Origin of the sequence: Fulvivirga marina (assembly GCF_016775155.1) — a bacterium.
In the GTDB taxonomy this organism is placed as follows: domain Bacteria; phylum Bacteroidota; class Bacteroidia; order Cytophagales; family Cyclobacteriaceae; genus Fulvivirga; species Fulvivirga marina.
Genome location: NZ_JAEUGD010000023.1, coordinates 71,862 through 94,188, shown reverse-complemented (window position 1 = coordinate 94,188; position 22,327 = coordinate 71,862). Strand labels below are relative to the sequence as shown.

The window sequence follows — 22,327 nt, the reverse complement described above, 5'->3', positions numbered from 1 at the left end:
ATCAATCAACCATTAATCGCAAGGCAGCTGATTCATCTTCGGTCAGTAGTTTAATTATATACAACCCTGAAGGTAAGCCCTTACAGTCTATGGCATACACATATTCCCCGGATAAGAGCTTATGTTCAGCAAAGGATCTTACCATTCTCCCATCTGTTGTTAATATTTGTAAATCCACCATTGAAGGCCTAGATAAATAGAACGAAACATAGCTAGTACCGTCAACCGCTGGATTAGGGTATAGATTGAGAGGTGCCTTTTGTATTTTATCAATCGCTGTTGTAATCAAATGCCTAACGTCAATGGTATATTCCGTTTTACTGCCATCTTCAGCGGTAACTACAATTTTATCTGAACCAGGAATATTTTCAAATGCTCCGATACCTATCTGGGCATGCGAGCTGTTGGGTTCTGCAAACACGGAGATTTTCTCTATGTTTTCAGAAACCTCGACAATATAACTTTTGATCAGAGGATCAAATTCTGGAAGAAGTGTACCTTCTGCTACTGTCAGGGATTTAAGAGAGCTATCATCATCCAATGCCTCAAATTGGTTCAAAGGATTCCAGCCATCAGTACCTTTTGTAAAGTTATAGGGCGTAATTTCAGTACCATCTGCCAGAATGGAGGAATTTAATACAGTTGACCAAACCGCACGATTTGTGGTATTATCTTCGCCGGACTCCTCTATGGTACCGTACTCATACATTCCTGGAGATTCACCTCCCAGCGAACTTGTCCACCCTACAGGAGAGATCAAGGATTTACCTTCTGAACCAGGATAGTTTGATGTACCGATTTTGGTTTTGTAAAATACCACTTCACTGGTGCTTGCCCTCCAGGGACGACCAAAATATCCTGGCTTAGCTCCATAAACAGAGGCTGTCTCAACGCCCGGTGAAGTTGAAGTAACCTTGCATTCATACATGAGATACCCTCTTCCTTCAGTTTGTTGAGCCGCTGTCAAATATGATGCGTCATTAGATTGATCACTGGTATTCATAACGAGATCAGTTCTGTAAAAAACAGCCGTCATAGCACCAAAGATATAATCGACAGCTCCCATTACAGCTCCTTCATAAATCAGAGCTCTGGCACCTTCACCTCCAAAAAATGAGTCTTGCCGGCCAACTACTCTACATCTATCAAGTATTACTTTATCTGTACCATCTACTATTGCGATAGCCGCTGCTCTTTCAACAAAACTTCTGTTTTGTACAGAGGTGTTACCATAATCAGTGGGCCTTTCGCCCTTGCCTCCGATTTCCCACATTTCCAGCACATCTTCAGATTCTTTTCTTGATATATACTGATTAAATGAATTTTCGAAAATAATATAACTGGCTTCAAAACCATCCGCAACAACTACAACCGTAGCATTCCAGTAAGAGCCTGAGCCTTCATTGGTTGATGACAGATATCCATTTTGCTTATTCACTTCCAGTATGTCTGCATGCCATTTCCTGTCGGATCCCATGCTGTAATAATTATACCCCAAACCATAATACCCCGTGATCCTTACCGCTCCATCAGCAATATCAACCCCTTGGTTTTTTAAGTCTGTACACGGAACGGCCGCTGCGTTTTTTAAGGTGACATTCTTTTCATCTATGATCAGCATTTCCTCATAGTTTCCCGGATCAACCATTATAGTAACTCGCTCATCGTTGCCGCGATCCATCTTTGATATAGCATGCAATGCTTCATTAATGGTTTGATAATCTTTATCTTCTCCTACATAGATGATAGGAGAGTAATCCACCGCCTCAAAAACAGCTACGTCAGTAAGGTAAGTTGTTGATACACCATTACCAATAGTAATAGTCACATATCCTGCATCAGCACCTGAATAGTTGTAATCCATATGTTCAATCAGGCTTGTAGAGTTTGTAACCGTGGTAATATGCGAGCCTCCATCAATAGAAAAATCGGCACTAAAATAATAGGAGATCCTAAGTTTTTGACCTGTTTCTATTGGTATCTGAATGGTTGCACCTGACTTAGCCGAAAGATGCCCTTTGGATATATCACTAGTTATAGAGCCCGCTAAAATCATTCCCTTGTATGAAGTTGTACTGCTTGTAATGGTTTTATCATCGAAGGTCCATAGCGTAACCGGGGTAAAATTCAACACTTTTTTCGTGTCAAACTCACTTACATTTAAGTTAGAAGTTAAAGCCATTTGTACCGGATAGTCATCCAATCCATTGTAAGTGATAACATAGGTTCCATCTCGCAAAGCAACGCTACTTGCTGGTGTGAAACTATATGAATACCCAACCTCATATAAATTTGCAAAAGTCAGGCTCAGGTTAGTTAATTGAGAATTACTTAGACCAGACGTAGTAATAGACACATTATGAAGCGGCTTAGTGGAGAATATCACATCGCTACTCTGATCAGAGGCTCCTATGGTTATTTTATTGTCGAGAATAAGAAAGTCATTAACACCCAAAGCTGAAATGGTATACTCAACTCCTGGTTCTAACTGAACTGTATAGGTAGCAGAAACTTCATTAATCATAGGATCGGGTATATAAATTTTGTTAGCGGCCGAATCTGGGGTATAAATCAATTGTAAATCTGAAATGTTGCTCCCCAAGCCAGTAATGCTACCGCCTACAGTATAGAGTTCTATTTGCTCAATCGTTACATCAAAATTTATAGCTATTTCACTTACATTCAACGTTGTAGCACTGGTAACCAAGTAGCCTTCGGCATTGCGCAGGGCCAGGTTATAGGTATACCCAACGGGAAGCTGTATGCTATATTGGCCCGAGATGGGTGTTGATGTCCAGGCTTTGCCTGATTTATTGGTAAACTCAAGACTATAGTCATCAGGTATACCACTTGCCAGGCTTTCATCTATCAAACCCGTAATGGTAGAATAAGTGGCACCTTTTCTATATATTCTAAAATAACTGGGCTTTGCCTGAGGATCAAAAATATGATAAGTACCTGCGTTTTTCGCAACAAACCTGAGTTCTGTAAGGTCCTTGCCTACAACAATCTGATCTGTTTGGACAGCTGGGTCTGCAGCATACTGAAAATTAATTGTACCCTCAGCGTCCGTAATGGCCATCACGGTAAGTTCATCGTCTTCACTTAATGCTATACTCATATATCGATTGGGGTTAGCCCTTGAATTGACATAAACCCGACCCGTATAACCGGAAATTCCTGCTAAATTGTCATCATACCTTGTCAGGTTAGTATTAGAAGTTCTGAGTCTGTCTCCGGTACCTCCTACCCAGCTAAGCACACCCGATGAAAAGCTGGGCAATGTGTTACCAGGTGTACCGGGTGTAATAGTATTGTCATACCACAAATTAATTTCTGATTCAGACAGTATATTATTGTATGTAGCAGTATCAAGCTGTTCTGCTCCAAAGTCCCAAACGTCAATTTTTCCATTCCCAGGATTTACGGCAGCAGCATTTTCAATAGCAACAGCATGCATATAGACAGTACCTGACGATTGCAAGATAGCTGTTACAACACCCGCATTACCTGTATAAGCAAAGCTAATGGAGTAGCCATCCGCTCCGCCATTATTTTCAGCAACCATAGTACCTAGTGGGTTGCCATCAGGATCCGTCAATGCAAAAACAGCATTATCGGCACTGTAAGTGCAGGTTGTCAACGTAATAATTGCATCACCAGCAACAATTATTTCGAAAGAATTAGTATTATAAATAGCTATACCGTGTGATGGATCGTGCCACCAAATCTGCGTTCCTCCATTACTTTTCATGGTCAGAATGCTATCAGTAGTGACAAAAGTGTCATACTTAATATTGGTATCCTGAGGCATTTCACTGCCATCTGTCAAATTATAGGTGTAAGTTTTACCCTGATCGGGCTTCAGGGCATCAACACTTGTAGTTTTTGAACTTCTGTAGTTATGGGTTTGAGCTTGTGTAAATTCTATTACCATTACTGAAATCAACAGTAATAGTATCAGCATACGTGGTTTAGATCTGTGTTCCATTTCATCAATACTTTATTCATTATTTAGCTATTAAATTCCCCGGCAATCGTTTGCAGTATGTATATGTAATCGATTGCGCATTGAAGCAAAAATTTTTTATCTATTTAAGTTTACTGTTTTTAAGATTATAATATTACTCCCTATTCCCATATGCACAGGTGGCACCTTCGCAAGAGCAGAATCAAGAGTAGGGGATTACTCTGCTATTTCGCGAAGAAAAGGAGTATCTGAAGGTTGTACACTAAGAAATAAACCAACATGGAGTCGATAAATCCCTATTGAGACACTCATCTCCCAAAAAAAGAAATATATTTTTCATTTTCAAGATTTAGTTAAAATAAAATCGGCTTTTTATAAAATATCAAAATAAAAATTCGTCATAAATGAAAAACCTATTGCTTATTCTAAAAATCAAGAATAAGTACTGTTTAAAGCCACCTATGCATTTCTATACGGTTACCGTTTAAGGTATGGCACGAATATACTTTTAAGAATAGCCTGTTTTCTTGCATAAAACCAGGTAAAATATAAATATTAAACTGACTGGATATTGGTATCTTATAGATTAAAATGAGTTTTGGCACGTAGGTTGTTCTTCTATAAATTATTTAGGGATCTTCTTCGTTAACGTACGGAGATTAAAACTAGAGCAGTATGAAAAAGAAAAGTTTACTTATAGTTGGATTGCTGTTAATAATCGGGGATGCTATGGCTGAAATGGCAGCAGCTACTTTTAAAGCAGCAGAAGAAGGACAAAAGATACAGGTTATAATAGATAAAAAGGTTATTAATTCCCAGCCCAAAAGCGTCGTGAAAATCAAAGGGGCTGGCGGTGTACACCAAGTAAAAATAAAAGTTTTCAAGGGGCCTAAGCAATTCACAACAAAAGAACAGTTGAGGATAAAAGCGGGGTACAAAAATGAATTTACTATCTTTCTAAATGCTGATCGGAGCCTCAAGGTAAAAAGAACCCGATCAACAAGAATGTACAACTTTCAATACAAACGTCCTGATAAATTTTACAACCGACGGTTTTATGCAAAAATAAAAACACGCCATTCTAAAAGGCTTCCAAAAATAAGACTGCCTCTAGTCTGTTATAGTAAAGACTATTTGACACAAAGTACTACGGCCTACAAAAGCTATCTATTCTTAAGAGAAAGAGTCAAAGCTACTAGCAGTTAAAGTAAGATATTGACAATAATGTTCTAATATCCGATAGCACATCATCCACTATTATGCTGATGGCTTTCAGATCTAACTAACTGACCTACTAATGATGTAGGCCTTAAGCTTTGCCCCCTTGTTTCTTCCACAACATGAAGCATTTCTTCTCTTGTTATCAAACCATTCTCATATGCATGACGTGCGGCCTCCTCTGTATCAGCAACAAGTAGCATCTCAACATTATGAACCAAAAGTTCCCGTGCTATGGCATTAACTTTCTCATCCTTTCGGGATTTTGAAACATCACGTATGTAGATTGCTTTAACTCTCTCAGGAAATTGACGGGTAATTTCAGCATATAATAAGCTATCCCGTTGTCCACTATCTCCTATCAAGATAAAAGGCATATCCTCAAAAGTTAACATCAAGTGCTTTATTTTTTCGAGCTTGTGATAATGGTTACCTCCCCCAGATTTTATCAACTTCCACAAACTTGTTTTCAAATCCTGAAGTAAAAATGGACCCTTGGGGATGTTTCTCACCTCACAAAAATCTTCCAGAAAATCGTACAGATTCCATTCACTACTACTTACATAAAACACGGGATTTTGTACAGATCGGCCAGGCTCGTGGTGTAATGCGTTATAAAAGGCAGCAACACCAGTAAAAGGTAATCTAGTTTTTGAATTCTTGGTTAGAATTAGCCTGAGTTTGCTTAGTATTTTAGTTGCATGAGATATGAGTATCGTATCATCCACATCTGAGATTACACCGTATTTTGCCTCACCATTTCTATGAATATAAACCTCTCCCTCAACTTCAAGCTCTTCCTGCTCCTCTACGATCTTATCGAGTACTTTATACCTAACTTTATGCCAGCCGGATATAGCCAAAGGTTTGTTAAACATGAAATCCTTTTCGAAATATCCATTCTCATCCGTTTCAACAATGCACTCCTGATCAAACAAAAATATGCCCACACGCACGTCGGGTATCGGACTGCTCATATACCTGCTAAGCATGGCTCTGAAATTTTTACGGCGTTTGTCGCTATGCGCTGACTCATATAAAATGCGATCATCTAGCACGTGACCTCGAATATGAACAAGCCGATTCGTACCGTACCCACGATAAGGCAAGATGATAGGTGGAGCAAGCAGACCAAGGCTCTTCTTTATACGAAGCGAAAGCTTCTTGATCGGTTTACGAATAAACTTTTTAATTGTAGTTTAGTTTTATTTTATAACTTATAAGCCCATCTTAATGTTCCTATTATAACACATGAACAAAATACTATTTGTGGTCAATCCCATCTCCGGGGGAATTGATAAAGCTGACTTCAAAAACGAACTCAAATTTTGCTGTGCCGAAAGCAATGTAACATTTGATTTAATAGAAACAAAGGGTCAAAACGATCACATATTAATATCCGAAAAAATTGAACAGAGTAAGCCCGATGCTGTAGTAGCGTGCGGTGGAGATGGCACCATTAACTTAGTAGCTCGAATATTGTTGGGTAGGAATATAAGCATGGGTATCATTCCCTTGGGTTCTGCAAACGGGTTGGCAACAGAGCTACTCATCCCCAGAAATATACGAAAAGCTATTAGGGTGATATTGAAAAATCGTATCATCAACATAGATGTATTGCGCATAAACGATAAATACCTTTCATTGCACTTAAGTGATGTAGGCTTTAATGCGAAGTTGATCAAAAATTTTGAAGAAGGAGGTTCTCGAGGAAAAATGGCTTATGCGGCACACTTTTTTAAAGTGCTTTTTAAAAAGGCTCCCAGCAAGTACACTTTCATAGTAGATGAAACCCGTTTCAGACGAAGAGCAGAAATGGTGGTGTTTGCCAATGCATCAAAGTACGGCACTGGAGCTGTGGTAAATCCAGATGGGTGCCTGTATGACAGAAAGTTTGAAGTATGTATTTTCAAACCTTATCCATGGTACGCTATTTTTAGGATTGCCTTTGATTTCTTTACAGGAGGTATGAAACAATCTCCCTACGTTAAAATTTTTTCCACAACATCGATCATTGTAAAATCTAAAAAGATGGTGCCTTTGCAAGTTGATGGTGAAGTGGTAGGAGATTTCAGACAGGTAAAAGTTAAATTGGAAAGTACACAGCTGCCCGTAATAGTTCCTCCTCAATATAAATAAAAAAGAGAGACTGCATATTCACAGCCTCTCTCAGTGTTTAGGTTTAAGATACTCTTAGAAGGGATATTGATTCTTAGCGATCACGTGATCAGCTATTCTTCTCCTTGCATCCTTCAGATTATATGGTTCGAGTTTGGTAAATCTCTTTAGTCCCATCAGCATCATACGCTGCTCATCACCTTCAGCAAAAGCGTAAATTGCTTGCTTACCAGCAGAAGCTGCTCTTTCAACAGCTTCATATAGATATACACGCATCATATCTGATTCCAACTTCATGGCATCCTCACCTTTCTGGCTAATAAGTTTCTCTACACGTAACAAGCACGACTCAGCAACATATCCTTCGATTAGCATATCAGCCAAATTCATTAGTATCTCCTGCTCATGACTCAGGTTTTGCATCAGTTTTTGGACTGCGGCACCAGCTACCATTAAGCCTGCTTTTTTCAGGTTTCTTAATACTTTCTTCTCCTTTGCAAAAAGTTCATCTCCATCAGAAGCTCCGAAATCAGGAATGGACATCAACTCTTTCTGAACAGCCATTGCAGGGCTCATAAGGTCAAGCTGACCTTTCATGGCTCTCTTCAACAGCATATCAATGCAAAGCATTCTGTTAATTTCGTTAGTACCCTCAAAGATTCTGTTAATACGGGCATCTCGGTAAGCGCGATCCATTGGACCTTCAGCTGAGAATCCCATACCTCCATAAATCTGTACGCCTTCATCCGCTACAAAGTCAAGCACTTCAGAACCATGCACCTTAAGTATAGCACATTCGATGGCAAATTCTTCTACTGATTTTAGTCTTGCCTGGGCAGGCTCCATTCCCTGGGCAGTTAATGAAGCATAAGCGTCGTCTATATTCTGACCCACTCTATAGTGTGCTGACTCAGAAGCATAAACTTTAGTTGCCATCTCTGCAATTTTATGTTTAATGGCACCAAAATTAGAAATTGACGTTCCAAACTGCTTTCTTTCATTGGCATAGTTTGTAGCATTGTCAATGATTGCTTTACTTCCACCAATAGCAGCTATACCAAGTTTTGCGCGACCAATGTTCAGGATATTAACAGCTATTTTGAAACCATTTTCTCTCTCAGAAAGCATGTTTTCTACCGGTACTTTGCAGTCATTGAAGAAGATCTGACGGGTAGATGATCCTTTTATACCCATTTTCTTTTCTTCTTCGTTCATGGTTATGCCACCAAAAGCCTTTTCTACAATAAAGGCAGAAAGGTTTTTATCATCATCGATTTTGGCAAATACAATGAAGACATCGGCAAAACCACCATTAGTTATCCACATTTTTTGACCATTGATGATGTAGTGCTTACCATCTTCTGTCAATTTAGCTTTGGTTTTTCCCGAATTAGCATCTGATCCAGAATCTGGTTCAGTCAGGCAGTATGAAGCTTTCCACTCACCTGTAGCTAGTTTTGGTAGATACTTAGCTTTTTGCTCTTCATTTCCATAATACAAGATAGGCAAAGTACCGATACCTGTGTGAGCTGAAATAGCTACTGCAAATGAATGACCGGCACCCAAAACCTCCGATACAAGCATTGAAGTATTGAAGTCCATACCAAAACCTCCATACTGCTCAGGAATAGATGTACCCAAAAGTCCAAGCTCTCCCGACTTATCGAGTAATGCAGGCATCAACTCTGGCTGCTTCATGGAATCCAGATCGTCTAGTTTGGGGAAAACTTCTTGTTGAAGAAAATCCTTACAAGTCTGAGCAATCATTTTTTGCTCTTCGGTCCATTCTTCAGGAGTAAATATTTCCTTAGCTTCAGTTTCTCTGATTAAGAATTCACCTCCTTTTATTGCCGACGCAGTTCCTGTCGACGTTTCTTTTGATTGTTCTGTTGCTGTAGTACTCATAATATTAAGATTATTATTGTGGAAATCTTAAATGTCAGCTGCTGAAACTCACATTCAAGTCCATTAGATTATTTATTGCTTTACGTATTTTTGAAAAGTGAAACCTACTTTACAGAAGAACGCCTTTTAGGTTTCACTTTTCACCTCTGATCCTTATTTCAAAAACTCATAAATACCTGCTACTCCTTGTCCACCTCCTACGCAGGCGGTAACCATACCGTACTTATTTCCTCTTCTGCGCATTTCGTTGAGCAACGTTATGGAAAGCCTTGCTCCGGTACTACCCAGCGGGTGACCCAATGCGATAGCACCTCCATTCACGTTGATCCTTGACATATCCAGGTCAAGGTCACGGATTACAGAAAGAGACTGAGCAGCAAATGCCTCATTAAGCTCAATAAGATCAATATCATTGATTTTCAAGCCCGCTCTATCAAGTGCTTTCGGAATGGCGTAAGTAGGACCTATACCCATTACACGTGGCTCAACGCCCGCAGCGGCATAGCTTACCAACCTTGCCACTGGCTCGAGTCCCAACTCTTTTACTTTTCTCTCGGACATTACTACAACGAAGGCTGCTCCATCATTAGTCGGTGAAGAGTTACCAGCTGTTACTGATCCTCCTGCAGAAAATACAGGCCTAAGTTTACCTAGGACTTCTTTTGTTGTTTCCGGCCTTGGCCCCTCATCTGTATCAACTGTATATTCCCTGGTTTTCTTTTTATTGTCCTCAACGTAGGTTTCTTTCACGGTGATTGGTAAAATCTCATCCTTGAATTTTCCGGATTTTTGCGCCTCTACTGCCTTCATGTGAGAGTTGTAAGCAAACTCATCCTGATCATCTCGTGAGATTTTCCATTCCTGAGCAATTTGCTCAGCGGTAAGCCCCATACTGGTATAATAGTCAGGGTGCTCAGAAGTAATTTTGTAATTAAGGGCTGTTTTAAATCCCATAACCGGTACCATTGACATAGATTCGGTTCCTCCGGCAATTATTACATCCGCCATACCGGCATTAATTTTTGCAGAGGCAAGATGAATGGCCTCCAGACCTGAACCACAGTATCTGTTAATTACCATACCAGGAGTATCGATGCCAAGGGCCATGAGTGAGATCATTCTTCCCATTTGCATACCTTGTTCTGCCTCCTGCACAGCATTACCCACAATTACATCATCAACCATATTGTTTTCCAACCCGTCGATTGATGACATGAGATGTGTAATAACATCCACTGCAAGATCATCAGGTCGAGTGAAGCGAAAACCACCCTTCTTAGCTCGTCCTACCGCTGTTCTAAATCCTTTTACTATATATGCGTCCATTTTATTTTTTAATTTTTGAGTAGTACTATAAATACATCAGATTCTTATTACAGTCTCTGACTTCTGGTGTTTAGCTTTCAATAACTAGTTTCTAAGCGGTTTACCAGTAGTAAGTATTGACTGTATTCTTTCCAGAGTTTTCTTTTCCCCTGTCAATGACAGGAAGGCCTCTCTTTCCAGATCCAAAAGATACTGCTCCGATACTTCCTGTGGATAAGATAGGTCTCCACCACTCATCACATATCCAATCTTATTGGCAATCTTCACATCATGTTCTGAAATGTATTTCCCCATTTTCATACCGTTAACTCCGGCCATAAACAAAGCCATACCAGTCTTACCTTGAACTTTGATGTTGGTAGCCTGGATAGGTTGTGTATATCCTGCATTAGCCAACTCTAGTACTGTAGTTTTGGCATCAGCAATTTGTCTGTCTTTATTAATCGTGATTTTATCTTGCGGACGGATAATGTTCATACCGATAGCTTCATGTGCTGAAGTAGCCACCTTGGCGGTAGCAATATTCATAAATGCATTTTGTAAAGCATTTAATTCAACATCACCCTCTTCAATCGCATCGGATACCCTTTTAGTTAGCTCCTTAGTACCGCCACCGCCAGGGATAAGACCAACACCAACCTCTACAAGACCAATATAGGTTTCGGCAGCTGCCTGCACTACATCGGCATGCATTGTCATTTCACAACCTCCACCAAGTGTAAGGCCGTGTGGGGCCACCACTACCGGAACTGAAGAGTAACGTACTCGCATCATAGTATTCTGGAAATGACGTATCATGAAATCAATCTCATCATATTCCTGTTCTATGGCATACATAAATACCATTCCCAGATTGGCTCCCGCAGAAAACTGCGCGCCCTGATTACCAATTACTAAGCCTCGATAATCTTTTTCAGCCATGTCAATGGCTCGGTTTATTCCTTCAACAACTTCTCCACCTAAGGTGTTCATCTTGCTATGGAACTCCACATTGATTACACCGTCTCCCAAATCAAATATTGTAGATCCGGCATTGCTCCAAAGCACTTTGTTTTCTCTAATATTATCCAGAATAATATATTCGTCAGCGCCAGGAACAGGCTTATAAGATTTAGATTCTATATCATAATAGTTTCTAACTCCGTCTTTTGCTGTATAGAAAGACTCTATTCCGGCATCAAGCATATCATAAACCCATTGATTAGGTTTATAGCCCATTTCCTCCATTTTTTCAACGGTCTTCTTAACACCAACTGCATCCCATGTTTCGAATGGACCAACTTCCCAACCAAAGCCGGCGCAAATTGCATCATCAATTTTATATAGCTCATCGGCTATTTCCGGGATTCGATTAGAAACATATTTAAATAAAGCATAGAATGAGTCTCTGTAGAATTCTCCTGCTTTATCTTTTCCTGAGAATAAAGGCTTAAATCTTTCTTTAAGGTTTTCGATCGACTTGGTTGTTTCAAGCGTACCGAACTTAACCTTTTCTTTCGGTTTGTATTCTAAAGTTTTAAGGTCGAGAGTAAGTATTTGAGTTTTGCCTTTTTCATCTTTGGTTTTTTTGTAAAAGCCCTGGCCAGTCTTATCTCCCAACCACTTGTTCCCTTCAAGTTTGGCTACAACTTCAGGCAGTTTAAAGGTTTCTCTACCTTCGTCATTAGGCAAGCCCTGATACAAACCATTAGCAACTTTAATAAGGGTATCTAAACCTACAACATCAGAAGTTCTGAAAGTTGCAGACTTAGGTCTTCCTATTACCGGGCCAGTCAGTTTATCAATTTCATCAACATTAAGATCCAACTTCTGCATAGAATCAATCACCTTCAGGATAGCAAAAATACCTACTCTGTTAGCAATGAATGCAGGAGTATCCTTACATAATACGGTAGTTTTGCCCAGATAAAGGTCTCCGTAATGCATTAAGAAATCTGTTATCTCCGGATCTGTTTTTGGTGTCGGAATAATCTCCAATAATTTCAAGTACCTCGGAGGATTGAAAAAGTGTGTTCCACAGAAGTTCTTTTGAAAATCATCGCTTCGCCCATCTAACATCAGGTGAATAGGAATACCTGATGTATTAGAAGTAATGAGTGTACCTGGCTTTCTATGCTTCTCAACCTGGTCAAAAACTTTCTTTTTGATATCAAGGTTTTCAACAACTACTTCAATGGTCCAGTCACAGTCTTTAATGGCGGCCATATCATCATCGAAGTTTCCTAAGGTGATGCGGCTTGCGAATTCCTTATTATAAAGGGGTGCTGGTTTAGACTTCACAGCTGAATCAAAGGCCTGCTTGACTATACGGTTTCTGACCGCCTTATTTTCCAACGTTAAGCCCTTCTTCTTTTCATCCTCTGTTAATTCACGAGGAACGATATCTAACAACAGCACTTTTACTCCAATGTTCGCGAAGTGACAAGCGATCCGGGAACCCATGATCCCCGAACCTAACACTGCTACTTTGTTAATTCTTCTGGTCATTGTTGATTGATTGTTTTTCCGTTTTCGTATATATTATTTTTCTCTATAATTTCATTGATGTCATTAATCACCTCAAAAAAGACCTTAAGCTTAGACTCAGGAATTTTGGCTCGTACGGCCTCATTAAAAGTCAAAACTGTTTTTCTGGAAACTTCCTTTTTTTCTTTTCCTTTCTCCGTAAGGTGAATTCGTACAGATCTCTTATCATTTTCATCTGGCTGGCGATAGACAAGGCCTTTCTCCTCCATGTTTTTCAACACACGTGTCAAGCTTCTTGACTCCAGTCCCATCAGCGGAGCTATCTTCGTAGCAGGGGTACCATCTTTAGAAGAAATATTAAGCAGTACAAAACCGATCGAGGTTGTTATGTCTTGCTTCACAGCCTGCTGGTTATACATTCTAGCAATAGCATGCCAAGCAGTTTTAATATTGTGGTCAATTGTTTCTTCTCGCTTCATTTATTTGTATCTTAAGTGTACTACCAAAGGTTATTTCATATTCTTTGGTAAGCGGCACCTCACTATTTGGAATGATGGATAACAAATATAATAAAATTTGTTATGCATGCATACCAATTGTGAAGAAATTTTACTGCGCTTCATTTTCCTCTAAATAGCAACCTGTTACATTTTAAAGTATCAACGCGCAACCTTTTGAAAATTCACGCGTCTAATACATAAGACTCTAATGTATTAAAGACTTATGCATTCAAAAGAATTATTAAAAGGAACCCTTCAGATGATTATCCTGAAACTTCTGGCTGATGAGGGTAAAATGTATGGATATGAAATCACACAAAAGGTCAAGGAACTATCCGACGGTCAGATGGTACTTACTGAAGGTGCTCTCTATCCAACATTACACAAGCTGGAAGCTGAAGGTTTACTTATTACTGAAAAAGTTTCTATGGGTAAGAGAATTAGAAAATACTATCGATTAACAGAAACGGGCCAGTCTTCTGTATTGAAGAAAGTAGATGAATTTACCGATTTCATAAGTATGATGAGCCGCGTGTTACAGATCAAACCTGCTTTATAAAATCATGGAGCTTTCAAATGATCAAATAGATTATATACAAAAAGATATCAATTACAGAGGCATTGTACTGGAGGACCTTGAAGAGGAGCTTCTGGATCATGTCTGTACCCTGGTGGAAGAAAGAATATCTTCAGGAGAAAAGTTCATTGACGCCTATGACTCCGTGATAAAGAGCTTTGGCTCTGAACAAGAAATACAACAAGTTCAAAATCAAACACTCATTTTATCAAATAACAACGCAAAGATCATGTTTAAAAATTATTTTAAGATAGCGGTAAGGAGCTTATCCAAGCATAAATTCTACTCCTTTATCAATGTGTCTGGTTTAGCTGTCGGCTTGGCGTGCTGTATGCTGATAGCCCTATTTGTAGGTGATGAGCTAAGTTATGACAGCTATCATGCCAAAAAGGACCGGGTATTTCGTATAGTAAGGCATGGTAGTTTTAATGGAAATGAACTCCATTTTGCCGTTAATCCGGCTCCCTTAGCTCAGGCTCTTTCTGACGAATTGCCAGAGGTAGAAAGTGTTGTGAGGTTTCGCAGAAGAGGATCATTCATGGTATCTATTGATGGCATGACTGAAAGCTTTAAAGAAAACCGGTTAATATTTTCTGATGCTGACTTCTTCAGCATATTTAGCATTCCAGTGATTAAAGGTAATCCTGAATCAGCATTAAAAGACCCTATGTCAGTTGCTATCAGCAAAAGTACTGCATCTAAGTATTTTGGAACACAAGACCCTTTAGGGAAAACTATAACGCTTGATAGTGATGAGGAGTATCACGTGACGGCTGTTTATGATGATATGCCTGTGAACAGTCACTTACAATTTGATTTTCTAATGTCAATGTCCTCATTGGAGGAAAGCAAAAACAACGAATGGCTTAGCAATAACTTCTTTACTTATTTTCTACTTAAGGAAGGGGTTGATCCCGATGCTTTTGAGGAAAAACTGAATGAAATGACCAGGCGTCATTTAGAACCAGAAATCATGGCGTATATTGGTAAATCCTTGGAAGAGTTTGAGGCAGCAGGAAATTATGTAGTTTTTAACATCCAGTCATTGGATGATATTTATTTATATTCAAATTTCATTTTTGATATTGGTCCTACCGGTGATATCACTTATGTCTATCTCTTCTCGGCTGTAGCCATGTTTATCTTGGTCATTGCCTGTATCAACTTTATGAATTTATCTACAGCCAGATCTTCAAACCGAGCCAAAGAAGTAGGTGTGCGTAAAGTGTTAGGTTCATTTCGATCTCATTTAATTAAGCAATTTCTTTTAGAAACTATCTTGCTATGTCTTGTTGCTTTCGTTATTGCCATTGCGCTGGCTTCTATGGCTATTCCTTTTTTTAATGATCTTTCTGGCAAAGCCATGGAAATACCTCTCAGTAGTCCGATTTTTTATGGGGTTATCTTACTTTGCGCCCTTTTTATAGGCCTGCTCGCAGGTGTTTATCCGGCATTTTTTCTCAGTGCATTTAAGCCCATTAATGTATTAAAAGGGAAATTAGCTCTTGGTACAGGAAGTAGCCTGATTCGAAGTGGGCTGGTAATATTTCAGTTCTTTATAAGCATTTTATTGATTATCGCTACTGCCACTGTGTATCAACAACTAAGTTTTATCCAAAACAAAAAGTTAGGGTTTTCAAAAGACCAGGTATTGATCATCGGTGATGCCTACATGCTTAATGACAAGGTAGACCCGTTTAAGAAGGAGATTGAGCAAATTCCAAATGTAACGAGTGCCACGGTATCTGGCTACCTGCCTGTACATGGGTACAACCGCAGCGATATCAGCTTTTGGGAAGATGGCCAGGAGCCACGGCAGGATAACATGGTGAATATGCAAATTTGGAGAGTAGATGAAAACTATATTTCCACATTAGGTATGGAGCTTGTAGATGGGCGTGACTTTAATGAGGAGATGGCATCTGATTCCGATGCTATTATCTTGAATGAAGCAGCTTTCAAGGCATATGGCTTCAAAAAAATAAGTGATGCTAATAGCCTGTTAACCTTCCAGTTTGATGGTGAAACGGGAGCTGTTTCCAAAGATGTTTATGATAAGTATAATGTCATTGGAGTAGTTAAGGATTTTCATTTTGAGTCTATGAAAGAAAACATCGGCCCGGTTGGCCTGGCTCTTGGCAGAAGCACCAGCATGATATCAGCAAAATTTGCTACAGAAGATATACAAAGTGTATTGGCATCAGTAGAAAATACCTGGAAGAAATTCGCACCTGAATTGCCATTTAATTATAGCTTCCTGGATAGTGATTTTGGTACGATGTATAAGACAGAAAAGCGTCTGGCAAATGTGTTTACCATATTTTCTGGTCTGGCGGTGTTTATAGGTTGCTTGGGTCTATTCGCCCTGGCAGCATTTATGGCTGAGCAACGTACCAAGGAAATCGGTATCCGCAAGGTATTGGGTGCTTCTGTTGGAGGAATTGTATTCATGCTGTCAAAAGAATTCAGCAAGCTCATTATTGTAGCTTTTGTTATTGCTGCTCCTCTAGCATGGTGGGCATCGTCACAATGGCTGAATAATTACAGCTACAAAGTTGAAATCGGGTTTGGCTTATATCTTTTTGCAGGGTTAACAGCTTTTGTAATAGCATGGCTTACTGTTGGTTATCAGTCTATCAAGGCAGCCAGATCAAATCCTGTTAACTCTTTGAGAAACGAATAATTTTGTTGAGATTTTCAAGGTTTTCAAAAAACCTTGAAAATCTACTCTATTTAAATGTTAGGACTACTTAAAGACAAGTTACTCTCCGAAGAGCGTTTTAAAGCTGACCAAATAAAGACCCTCCTATCCTACTTCCAACCGGTAATCACCGAAAAAGGTGAACTCCTTCTCCACAAAGGGCAAACCTCCAAACATTTATATTTTGTAAATAAAGGTTGCCTGAGAGTGTTTTGCATTCAGCCCGACGGAAAGGAGTCTACTAGGTTCTTTGCCTTTAAAGGGCAGTTTGGTACGGCATTTCCAAGTTTTATTAAACAGGATGTTTCCATTGCTTTGATAGACACTGTGGAGAAGTCTGAACTATTAAAAATACATCACCACGATTTCCAAAGGTTACTGTCTTCTGTTCCGGGCTGGGAAAGTTTATATCGCAAAGAACTCGAGCATAACTATGTCGAAAGTATTCTTCGCATAGAGTCTTTTGTAACTATGAACGCCACTGAAAGGTATAGAAGAATTCTGAAACATGAGCCTCACTTAATCAATCGCCTGCCCAACCGTATTATAGCAAGTTATATGGGCATATCTCAGGAAACCCTAAGCAGATTAAAATCAGATCGCAGTTTTTGACATTTGTCAATGCTTTTTGTCTTATAACTCGATACCTATGCAAAAAAATTAAAGCATGAATAAAGCATTTGGTTTAGTTATTTTCACATTATATTCCTGGGTTGCTCAAGCACAGGGTTATATTGGTCAGCGTACGTTGGAATTACATGATGACGCAAGAAACCGACTACTAATTACTGAAGTCTGGTATCCAAGCAACGAGGCTCCAGGTGAAACAGACATAAAACTGCAATCGCCTTTTAAAAGGGAAACCACCAAAAGAAATGCTATCCCTACGGATAAAAAATTACCCCCTAGTTATAATTTCTCACGGCACCGGTGGTGGAAGACTGACTTTGGAATGGCTCGCCACCGGACTTGTAAAGCAAGGGTATGTAGTAGCAGCCGTAGATCATTGGGGAAATACATATGACAATAAAATCCCGGAGCAATTTCTCAAAGTCTGGGAACGTCCCAAAGATATTTCTTTTGTCCTTAGTGCATTGTTGGTCGATGATAAAATCGGCAAGATAGTTAATAAAGAAAAAATTGGGGTAGCTGGTTTTTCTCTTGGAGGGTTTACCGCAATTGCACTCGCGGGAGGTAGACTAGATTACGACCAGTTGCTCAGCTTTATGAGATCTGACAAAGGAGAAAAAGAAGCGCAAGTTCCAGAGCTCCAAGAATTATCTGATTTTCTGCATGATCAATTGTTTATAGATAAAATAAGGCAAGAGTATCTCGAAGAACAATCCCTGATGGACCGTCGTATAAAAGCATTTGTAGCCATAGCCCCTGCACTTGGGCAGGGCTTCAGTGTCAAAAGCCAATTTCAGGAAGTTGGCAGGCCTGTTCTTATTATGGGAGCTGAAGGTGATGAAATTGCTCCTGTCAAAACTAATGCGCTTCATTATCATCAGCTAATCCAAAGTTCTACTTTCTTTTTACATCGCGGAAAAGTAGGACATTATGCTTTTCTTAATCAAGCTCATGAACCTTTAAAAAGTGAGTCTCCAATGTTTTTTAGAGATCATAACACGGTTGATAGAAATAGCGTGCATGAAAAAACGGTTCTGTTAGCAGAGCAGTTCTTTTCAAAAAACTTGAATAATTAGATTAATTTGAAGATCGCTGCAGTTCCTAAATTGCAGCGATCTCTTGACAGGTCATGAACTGCTCAGCTACATTTACAACCTGAGCCAGTTACCCATTTACAGCAAGGCCCCCCACACTCACTTTTGTTCTTTCCTGAACATCCACAATTGGCGGTTGTAGGACATCCACTGCTTCCTGAGCCCGAAGTGCCTTTTTCGCATGCCGTGCCATCTCCATCAGCATCCAAATCCCCGTGGCATTGAGGGTCAGCATTATAGGCCGCCTGAGCATCAGCCTGAGTGGCATAATCTGCACAATTGGTATCAGGGCAGCCGCTCTCCTCTGTCGTACATCCAGAAAAACATATTAAACCTGCTAACACCATTAACGATAGTAATTTTCTGATCATGGTTCCTCTTTTTTCAACCAATTAAGGTCGGTGGAGAGGATTTGAGAAATTTGCTTTCCGAATGGCGAGGTTTGGTTTCCTAAAAAGATTAGCTTATTTACTTACTCAAAAAACTTGTAAGTATTGCATCCAATTCCTGTTCATTTTTAACTACATCGTGTATTTCGAAATGCTTTGGATCTATTCCTGATTGTTCAAACCATTCATGCCAAAATAGTTTAATGATCTTAGCATCAGTCGGAGAAACTGAGGTTACACCATTTTTAATTGTTCTGTCATCTATTTCCAATACAAGTAACTCAATCTCCGATATTAATGGGTTTTTAACAGGAATCAGACCATACTTATTAGTGGTATAGAACTTTTCCAGTTCCGCAAATTCCGAATTATTAAACTCACTGCGGAACTTGTTCAGTAAGCTGGTGCTTAAAAATTTCGTTCTATTTGGATTTCGTTTATCCAACATAGTTTTGTCATTGCCATATTTGCCAGCCTCAACATATCCATCCGTTATCAGTATTACCTTATTCTTCCTTCTATTCAGGTATACTCCCTGTTTGAAGGACGTTGTGTCTACAATAGTATTGTCAAGCACCTCGTTGAAGTAGTGCCACACATCAGCTGGCAATATTGTATTCCTGGCATTATTCCCATAAAGCTTTTTAACGGTGGCCTTAATCTTGGAAACATCACTGTCGTAGTTACGTTTTTGACTGCGGTATAAATAATTTGATAATTCAAGTTCATGATTTTTAAACTCAGCCAAATCAAGGTTGAACTTTGGATTCTGATCAATTAATCGATCAACGCAATATTGATTAATGGAATAGAAAGCGAACCTATCATATATATTGAGATCAACAGATTTCTCAAAAAATGGCTTAAGCTTATCAATTATATTATAGATAATCGTTGTGTCATGTAAGCTTTTTTGCCGTAGTACTCTATTGCTGAGATCAGCGAGAATAACTATGTTATGTCCGTAATTGATCCTTTTAATGACCTTATGCTCTTTATCTACCGCCTTTGAAGAGCATCCAAAAAATATTCCAAATGCTATTACATACATCAATAAATTTTTCATAGGGTAGGCTCCTTTAGATTCTGTAAATTATTTGATTTCCATATCAGAACTTGTTCATCTGCTAGTCTGGATTTTTGAATTGCTATATCTACGGCAAAGTGCTCATGCAAGAAGTCTTTCCAACCTCTCATGAAAGTAGAAACCCTATCAAGCATATATACTATTGAAAATGTGAAAGTTTCATTATCAACTCTGACCAGGTTAATTCGGGTAATATTTTCAAAAGTAAACTTATGGTGTTCGTATGTGCTTTGAACACTGTGTCGCTTATGCTCCAAATCACTTTCAAGTTGACTAATTGATCTTTTAAGCTTAGTGATTTCTTCGATTTTATTGTTTATATCAACCTTTTTCAGATTTATCTCATCATTCAAATCAGCAAATTCTGACTCTAGCTTGGCTCTGATTTGTTTTTGATGAACCAATTCATTTTGAGATTTATGATATTTGCTATCGCTATTGCGGCTATCCATCACCTTAAGCCAGTGTCCCAGAAGAAGCTCAAATGTTATTAAAGCCGACAAGCCAAAAACTAAAACCAGATAAAAATCACTGTTTGCCAAGGCCAGAGAAAAACTCCATGATTCGTCTGTCAGTCCTTTTAGGTATTTAATCTGATGGATGGACTCTGCTACTTTATAAGCCGTAAAACCATCAATAAAAATGATCACCGTGAATAAAACCAGATATTTCACCAGCTGGTTTTCAAATTTATTTATGACAAAAAATAAGTCCCATAATAAATATGGGTACCAGGAGTATGAATATTAGACTAATGGTACCTCTATCTAAGGCCCTGGGAATGGCATCTCCATAAAAGATGTCCGGACTCTTAACAATTTCTCCGTTCAATTTAGCTTCGGTGGCATCATCTTTAGAATATATAAGTATATAAGCAGCAGACGAATAAAATATGCCGCAATACAGCATGACTAGCAACATCAGTACGATGTTGGGGATAAAAGTATATAGCTGTATTTTAGGTCGGTAAGTACTATTTGATATTTCGATTATTTTATCATCAGTATCCTTAAGTTTTGCTTCCAAAGGTTTATACTGATTCGATTTTATATTATCAACTTCCACTTCGATTAAAGCGATATCGTTCTTTACCGTACCTATTTCATCCTCAATTACAGACCGCTGTATAGTTGCTTCTTTCTCCAGTAAGCCTATTTCACTTCTGGCTTTAAGGTCGGCTTCACTTTTAGACCGCTGTAGTTGTTCCTGAAGGGTTAGTTTTATAACCTCCTTTTTATCATTTGAAATTTTGATATCTCTGAGAAATCCTGAATAAACATTATCCAGTTCATGTAATAGATTCTCCGCATCACCCGCACACTTTTTACTTCTATCTTTTCCTTGCTCAAGCAATTTATTTTCATCGTAACTATGTACCTGTGTATATATGAGTCGGGTAATCAAATCTTCATAATTCGAAATATCATCCGCTTCTATCATCCTTAAGGTTGATTCTTCCGCCTCTTCTATTTTGTGCAAATTTTCGGGATCAAAATCTGTACTGGCTTCCAGAAGCGAATTGAACTTCTCAACAAACTCCATAACCAATTTAGGATCTTCCGTATATATGACATTTTCATCATTGTTACTCCTGGCATTTTTGCTCCAGTTGTAAGAGCCGGAAATCAGTTTCTGATTATCCACAATGCAAAACTTATCGTGCATTTGACCGTACGGTGTAGCCTTCTTTATAAGTTTTACCTTTGCACCATTATCTACAAGTTTTTTAAAGGGAAGATAAAAGTTATCCTTTTTCCCATCCAGTATTATCTGTATTTCAATTGAAGTATTATCAGTATGCTTTTGAAGAAGGGCATTAAACAAGTCATAATCTGTAAACCAAGAGGCGGCGATGTAAATGCTTGAGTGTGCAGCATTAATTTCCTTTCTGATTAAGTCATAAATCTTTTCTCCATTATGAAGAGAATATTGATTTTGTTGTTTTTGCACAACATTGTCCACACCATTTGTATGGTGATTTATACCATTTTTAAAAATTTTTGTCAGTTCCATTATATCGGGGATTTAAGTAAACTATAGATAGGATATCCAATTCATAGATAGCTGTAACACTTAACGCATTTTTCTTGGATACCGGAATTTCATCTTCTGATTGATATGGATATTAAGTCCATATCCTGTTGAGCAAATGATTTTGCTCTTTCAATATTGGACTTATCTGCACTTGCATATGTATACTCAAATGCTGAGTTGTCATCGAAAGCAACAATGACAGAAGAGACATTAAGGTTTAAGCAGTGTTCCATAACTATAGATTTTTAGTACTGGAACTAATTTGATAAAGATTGTCTTTCTTTATAAATTCTTTTTCCGAGAGTGCCGAGC

17 protein-coding genes are annotated in these 22,327 nt (G+C 38.8%); 6 read left to right on the top strand and 11 right to left on the bottom strand.

Annotated features, from left to right (window positions below; genetic code table 11):
* Position 1: 1 nt before the first annotated feature.
* Positions 2-3,967, bottom strand: a complete 3,966-nt coding sequence (locus JMN32_RS07325) for a pectinesterase family protein (protein WP_238354375.1) — start codon at positions 3,965-3,967, stop codon at positions 2-4.
* Positions 3,968-4,645: 678 nt separating this feature from the next.
* Between JMN32_RS07325 and JMN32_RS07320 the strand changes: the two genes are divergently transcribed.
* Positions 4,646-5,176, top strand: coding sequence for a hypothetical protein (locus JMN32_RS07320; protein WP_202855658.1), 531 nt, complete (start codon positions 4,646-4,648; stop codon positions 5,174-5,176).
* Between the two features lie 41 nt (positions 5,177-5,217).
* On the opposite strand, the gene JMN32_RS07315 is transcribed toward JMN32_RS07320, so the two are convergent.
* Positions 5,218-6,180: an App1 family protein gene (locus JMN32_RS07315; protein WP_202855657.1), complete on the bottom strand. Its 963-nt coding sequence runs from the start codon at positions 6,178-6,180 to the stop codon at positions 5,218-5,220.
* A 259-nt stretch (positions 6,181-6,439) separates the two neighbouring features.
* Between JMN32_RS07315 and JMN32_RS07310 the strand changes: the two genes are divergently transcribed.
* Complete coding sequence (locus tag JMN32_RS07310; RefSeq protein WP_202855656.1) at positions 6,440-7,327, top strand: diacylglycerol/lipid kinase family protein; 888 nt, start codon at positions 6,440-6,442, stop codon at positions 7,325-7,327.
* A 54-nt stretch (positions 7,328-7,381) separates the two neighbouring features.
* On the opposite strand, the gene JMN32_RS07305 is transcribed toward JMN32_RS07310, so the two are convergent.
* From JMN32_RS07305 to JMN32_RS07290, 4 genes are all read right to left on the bottom strand, one after another.
* Positions 7,382-9,211: an acyl-CoA dehydrogenase family protein gene (locus tag JMN32_RS07305; protein ID WP_202855655.1), complete on the bottom strand. Its 1,830-nt coding sequence runs from the start codon at positions 9,209-9,211 to the stop codon at positions 7,382-7,384.
* A gap of 153 nt (positions 9,212-9,364) precedes the next feature.
* Positions 9,365-10,537: a thiolase family protein gene (locus JMN32_RS07300; RefSeq protein WP_202855654.1), complete on the bottom strand. Its 1,173-nt coding sequence runs from the start codon at positions 10,535-10,537 to the stop codon at positions 9,365-9,367.
* Between the two features lie 84 nt (positions 10,538-10,621).
* Positions 10,622-13,024, bottom strand: a complete 2,403-nt coding sequence (locus JMN32_RS07295) for a 3-hydroxyacyl-CoA dehydrogenase/enoyl-CoA hydratase family protein (protein ID WP_202855653.1) — start codon at positions 13,022-13,024, stop codon at positions 10,622-10,624.
* Positions 13,021-13,482 carry a MarR family winged helix-turn-helix transcriptional regulator gene (locus JMN32_RS07290; RefSeq protein ID WP_202855652.1) on the bottom strand — a complete coding sequence of 154 codons (462 nt, stop codon included), beginning with the start codon at positions 13,480-13,482 and terminating at the stop codon, positions 13,021-13,023. The genes JMN32_RS07295 and JMN32_RS07290 overlap by 4 nt, the downstream gene beginning before the upstream one ends.
* A gap of 244 nt (positions 13,483-13,726) precedes the next feature.
* Here JMN32_RS07290 and JMN32_RS07285 point away from each other — a divergent pair, with 244 nt between their 5' ends.
* From JMN32_RS07285 to JMN32_RS07270, 4 genes are all read left to right on the top strand, one after another.
* Positions 13,727-14,062, top strand: a complete 336-nt coding sequence (locus JMN32_RS07285; RefSeq protein ID WP_202855651.1) for a PadR family transcriptional regulator — start codon at positions 13,727-13,729, stop codon at positions 14,060-14,062.
* Between the two features lie 4 nt (positions 14,063-14,066).
* The gene (locus JMN32_RS07280) at positions 14,067-16,763 is read left to right on the top strand and encodes an ABC transporter permease (protein WP_202855650.1); all 2,697 of its coding nucleotides are present in this window, start codon (positions 14,067-14,069) and stop codon (positions 16,761-16,763) included.
* 54 nt (positions 16,764-16,817) lie between these two features.
* Entirely contained in the window at positions 16,818-17,393 is a 576-nt protein-coding gene (locus JMN32_RS07275) for a Crp/Fnr family transcriptional regulator (RefSeq protein ID WP_202855649.1), read from the top strand.
* Between the two features lie 263 nt (positions 17,394-17,656).
* The gene (locus tag JMN32_RS07270) at positions 17,657-18,487 is read left to right on the top strand and encodes an alpha/beta hydrolase family protein (protein ID WP_202855648.1); all 831 of its coding nucleotides are present in this window, start codon (positions 17,657-17,659) and stop codon (positions 18,485-18,487) included.
* A 62-nt stretch (positions 18,488-18,549) separates the two neighbouring features.
* Here the strand turns inward: JMN32_RS07270 and JMN32_RS07265 are convergent, their stop codons facing one another.
* The 5 genes from JMN32_RS07265 to JMN32_RS07245 form a co-directional block, all read right to left on the bottom strand.
* The gene (locus JMN32_RS07265) at positions 18,550-18,876 is read right to left on the bottom strand and encodes a hypothetical protein (protein ID WP_202855647.1); all 327 of its coding nucleotides are present in this window, start codon (positions 18,874-18,876) and stop codon (positions 18,550-18,552) included.
* A gap of 97 nt (positions 18,877-18,973) precedes the next feature.
* Positions 18,974-19,960 carry a hypothetical protein gene (locus JMN32_RS07260; RefSeq protein WP_202855646.1) on the bottom strand — a complete coding sequence of 329 codons (987 nt, stop codon included), beginning with the start codon at positions 19,958-19,960 and terminating at the stop codon, positions 18,974-18,976.
* The gene (locus JMN32_RS07255) at positions 19,957-20,655 is read right to left on the bottom strand and encodes a hypothetical protein (RefSeq protein ID WP_202855645.1); all 699 of its coding nucleotides are present in this window, start codon (positions 20,653-20,655) and stop codon (positions 19,957-19,959) included. Before JMN32_RS07255 ends, JMN32_RS07260 begins: the two co-directional genes overlap by 4 nt.
* Positions 20,656-20,671: 16 nt before the next feature.
* Complete coding sequence (locus tag JMN32_RS07250) at positions 20,672-21,994, bottom strand: phospholipase D-like domain-containing protein (RefSeq protein ID WP_202855644.1); 1,323 nt, start codon at positions 21,992-21,994, stop codon at positions 20,672-20,674.
* A gap of 89 nt (positions 21,995-22,083) precedes the next feature.
* Complete coding sequence (locus tag JMN32_RS07245; protein WP_202855643.1) at positions 22,084-22,248, bottom strand: hypothetical protein; 165 nt, start codon at positions 22,246-22,248, stop codon at positions 22,084-22,086.
* Positions 22,249-22,327 lie beyond the last annotated feature (79 nt).

Bases quoted from the DNA above. Each gene is read 5' to 3' on its own strand.
- JMN32_RS07325 (WP_238354375.1), bottom strand. From the start codon at position 3,967: ATGCTGATACTATTACTGTTGATTTCAGTAATGGTAATAGAATTTACA.
- JMN32_RS07320 (WP_202855658.1), top strand. From the start codon at position 4,646: ATGAAAAAGAAAAGTTTACTTATAGTTGGATTGCTGTTAATAATCGGG.
- JMN32_RS07315 (WP_202855657.1), bottom strand. From the start codon at position 6,180: ATGCTTAGCAGGTATATGAGCAGTCCGATACCCGACGTGCGTGTGGGC.
- JMN32_RS07310 (WP_202855656.1), top strand. From the start codon at position 6,440: ATGAACAAAATACTATTTGTGGTCAATCCCATCTCCGGGGGAATTGAT.
- JMN32_RS07305 (WP_202855655.1), bottom strand. From the start codon at position 9,211: ATGAGTACTACAGCAACAGAACAATCAAAAGAAACGTCGACAGGAACT.
- JMN32_RS07300 (WP_202855654.1), bottom strand. From the start codon at position 10,537: ATGGACGCATATATAGTAAAAGGATTTAGAACAGCGGTAGGACGAGCT.
- JMN32_RS07295 (WP_202855653.1), bottom strand. From the start codon at position 13,024: ATGACCAGAAGAATTAACAAAGTAGCAGTGTTAGGTTCGGGGATCATG.
- JMN32_RS07290 (WP_202855652.1), bottom strand. From the start codon at position 13,482: ATGAAGCGAGAAGAAACAATTGACCACAATATTAAAACTGCTTGGCAT.
- JMN32_RS07285 (WP_202855651.1), top strand. From the start codon at position 13,727: ATGCATTCAAAAGAATTATTAAAAGGAACCCTTCAGATGATTATCCTG.
- JMN32_RS07280 (WP_202855650.1), top strand. From the start codon at position 14,067: ATGGAGCTTTCAAATGATCAAATAGATTATATACAAAAAGATATCAAT.
- JMN32_RS07275 (WP_202855649.1), top strand. From the start codon at position 16,818: ATGTTAGGACTACTTAAAGACAAGTTACTCTCCGAAGAGCGTTTTAAA.
- JMN32_RS07270 (WP_202855648.1), top strand. From the start codon at position 17,657: ATGCTATCCCTACGGATAAAAAATTACCCCCTAGTTATAATTTCTCAC.
- JMN32_RS07265 (WP_202855647.1), bottom strand. From the start codon at position 18,876: ATGATCAGAAAATTACTATCGTTAATGGTGTTAGCAGGTTTAATATGT.
- JMN32_RS07260 (WP_202855646.1), bottom strand. From the start codon at position 19,960: ATGAAAAATTTATTGATGTATGTAATAGCATTTGGAATATTTTTTGGA.
- JMN32_RS07250 (WP_202855644.1), bottom strand. From the start codon at position 21,994: ATGGAACTGACAAAAATTTTTAAAAATGGTATAAATCACCATACAAAT.
- JMN32_RS07245 (WP_202855643.1), bottom strand. From the start codon at position 22,248: ATGGAACACTGCTTAAACCTTAATGTCTCTTCTGTCATTGTTGCTTTC.